4 protein-coding genes are annotated in these 2524 nt (G+C 63.5%); 2 read left to right on the top strand and 2 right to left on the bottom strand.

Annotation, left to right across the window (positions count from 1 at the left end; translation table 11 throughout):
- The first annotated feature begins 126 nt into the window (after nt 1-126).
- Nucleotides 127-939: an SGNH/GDSL hydrolase family protein gene (locus tag AHiyo1_RS11700; RefSeq protein ID WP_253257290.1), complete on the top strand. Its 813-nt coding sequence runs from the start codon at nt 127-129 to the stop codon at nt 937-939.
- Nucleotides 940-991: 52 nt separating this feature from the next.
- Here the strand turns inward: AHiyo1_RS11700 and AHiyo1_RS11695 are convergent, their stop codons facing one another.
- Complete coding sequence (locus AHiyo1_RS11695) at nt 992-1276, bottom strand: YciI family protein (protein WP_059388678.1); 285 nt, start codon at nt 1274-1276, stop codon at nt 992-994.
- Between the two features lie 56 nt (nt 1277-1332).
- Entirely contained in the window at nt 1333-1965 is a 633-nt protein-coding gene (locus tag AHiyo1_RS11690; protein ID WP_059388677.1) for an NADPH-dependent F420 reductase, read from the bottom strand.
- A gap of 121 nt (nt 1966-2086) precedes the next feature.
- Here AHiyo1_RS11690 and AHiyo1_RS11685 point away from each other — a divergent pair.
- Nucleotides 2087-2524 (top strand): MarR family winged helix-turn-helix transcriptional regulator (locus AHiyo1_RS11685; RefSeq protein WP_059388676.1); only part of this gene is annotated, 438 nt, incomplete at its 3' end.

Below are 2524 nucleotides of genomic sequence, written 5' to 3'. Positions count from 1 at the left end.
CCGAAAACTCGCGGAACGCCAAGCCGCCGCTGCGGGCGCCGCCGCTGCTGGAACCAAGGCACAAAGCAACGCGCAAGGCAAAGCTCAAAACAACGGGGGGACATGACCATGGCCATGGAGACGCCGATGCGATTCGTCGCCGTCGGAGATTCCTTCACTGAAGGCGTCGGCGACGTAGACCTTCGCCTTCCCAACGATTGCAGGGGCTGGGCCGATCGCGTGGCAGAGGAACTGGCCAGGCACCAGCCGCAGGCGCAGTACGCCAACCTTGCCCTCCGCGGCCGTCGGCTCAGGCAGATCGTGGTTGAACAACTCGAGCCCGCGCTCGCGATGGCCCCCACCCTGGTCAGTTTCCACGCTGGCGGCAACGATCTGCTCGGCGCACGACTGGACATGCGCATGCTGGTCCGTGGATTCGAGGATGCCGTTGCCCGGATCGCGGACAGTGGCGCCCACGTCCTGCTTTTCACTGAGTACAACGTGCCGCTTTCGCCGGTGTTGGAGCCGCTCAAGCTGCGCACGGCAGTCTTCAATAAACACATCCGGCGCATTTCCGCAGCCTACGGAACGCTTCTGGTGGACCATTGGTGCTTCGAAAAATATCAGGACCGCCGGATGTGGGCTCCGGACCGGCTGCACATGTCCGGTATCGGGCACGAATACATGGCCAAGAAGGTCTTGGAGGTCTTGGGTGCCACGCACTCGCTCGCCGCACCGGTGCTTGGGGCGCTGCAACCGCGGAGCCGCGCCGAGATCATGACCGACGACGCCGCGTGGCTCAGGCGCGACGTGGCACCCTGGCTTTCGCGTCGTTTCAGGGGAGTTTCGAGCGGCGATCACCTGAGCGCCCGTTGGCCGGCCTCATGCCGGTGGTCTTGCCGGAGCGGTTGGGGACGCCCCAGAGCCGGCCCGGATTTAAGGGGGTGGCGTCACGCCTGACAAATTTTTGGCGGCGGTGTGCCCCGCGTGACGCCCTGGACGCCCAAGCTAACTAGTCCAGCAGGTTTTCGAAGCCCGCGGATGCCGTGGTGACCGTGAATTCGATGATCTCGAAGTCGGCCACTCCGTTGACGTAGAACGGATCCGTCGCCAGGGAAGCGTCCAGTGTTGCACGGTCGACGTTGGACAAGAGCACACCTCCGATGGCTGGAACGCGACGTCCGGACGCAACGAAAGTGCCGGCGTCGAACGCTTCTTTGACCCAATCCATGTGTGCGGGGCGGTGGAAATCGACGATCTCGTCGGGAACTTTGTAGGTCAGCGAAACCACGAACATGCCGCCCAGCCTACAACGCGGAGGGCGGCCTCAAAGGGCCGCCCTCCGAAAGTGAACTACGGCAGGAGCTTGACTGCAGAGTTCCAGTTGTAGTCGGGGTGGGCTTCGCTGATCTGGAGAGTCATGACGAGCAGTTGGAAGGCTTCGAGCTCACGCGAGCGGCGCAGCGGTCCGACGTTCACCGGACGCAGCCCGGCACCTTTGACGAAGTCGACGACGGCGGCCGTCGCCTCGGCGTCGTCGCCCGCCACGAGTACATCGAGGGTCTGGCCGTCCACTTCGCCCTCCGCGAGCGTGGCGGCGAAGACGGTGTTGAAGGCCTTCACTACCGATGCGCCGGGGACCAAGGCCTGCAGTTCTTCGGCGGCCGAGGTTCCGGCGGGAACGGTGAGGGAATCGAAGGTCTCGAAGTTCACGGGGTTGGAGATGTCCACGATCGTCTTGCCGTTGAGCGCTGAGCCATAGGAAGAAAGGACTTCTTTGGAGGCGTCGAACGGGGTGGCCAGCACCACGATGCTGCCTTCCACCGGGGATCCCGTGATGCCGGAGGTTCCGTTGACCGTCGCCGCAAGGGCAGCAGCGGAGCCGGCGTCGCGGCTGAGGACCTGGACGCTCTTGCCTGCGGTGGCCGCGCGGGCCACGATGCCGGACGCCATGTTGCCGGTACCGATGATGGTGATGTCAGCCATTGTTGTTTCCTTTGCTTGAGTGCTCACGATTGGTTCACGATCAGTTACTTGAAGCTTCAACCAAAACAATAATGACCTTAAGTTGAAGTGTCAAGCATTGATTTCCTTCTAAGATGAATCCATGACCGAACCGCGCTGGCTCAACGCCGACGAACGCCGTGCCTGGCTGGCCCTCCTGAGCATCAACACCCTGCTGCCCGCAGCCCTGGACACCCAACTGCAAGCGGCCGGCAAGTTGTCGCTTTTCGACTACAACGTGCTCGCCATGTTGTCCGAAGCGGAGGGGCGTTTCCTGCCGATGAGTGAACTTGCCGCCCGCACCAGCGCTTCCTTGTCGAGGCTGTCGCACGTCGTCACCAAGCTGCAGAGACGCGGCTGGGTGGAGCGCGAGGCCCACCCGGGCGATGCCCGTGTCACCGTGGCGCACCTGACCGAGGCCGGCATGGACACCATCGTGTCCCTCGCCCCGGGTCATGTGGATGCCGTCCACGCCTTGATGTTGGACGCCATGACCGACGACGACGTTGCGGACCTCGCGCGGATCGGCGAGAAAATCGTG

The sequence above is a fragment of the Arthrobacter sp. Hiyo1 genome, assembly GCF_001263615.2.
In the GTDB taxonomy this organism is placed as follows: domain Bacteria; phylum Actinomycetota; class Actinomycetes; order Actinomycetales; family Micrococcaceae; genus Arthrobacter.
This window is presented reverse-complemented; position numbering and strand designations above follow the sequence as displayed.

Excerpts from the sequence above, each read along its gene's own strand:
- AHiyo1_RS11695 (WP_059388678.1), bottom strand. The coding sequence starts at position 1,276 with ATGTTCGTGGTTTCGCTGACCTACAAAGTTCCCGACGAGATCGTCGAT.
- AHiyo1_RS11700 (WP_253257290.1), top strand. The coding sequence starts at position 127 with ATGCGATTCGTCGCCGTCGGAGATTCCTTCACTGAAGGCGTCGGCGAC.
- AHiyo1_RS11690 (WP_059388677.1), bottom strand. The coding sequence starts at position 1,965 with ATGGCTGACATCACCATCATCGGTACCGGCAACATGGCGTCCGGCATC.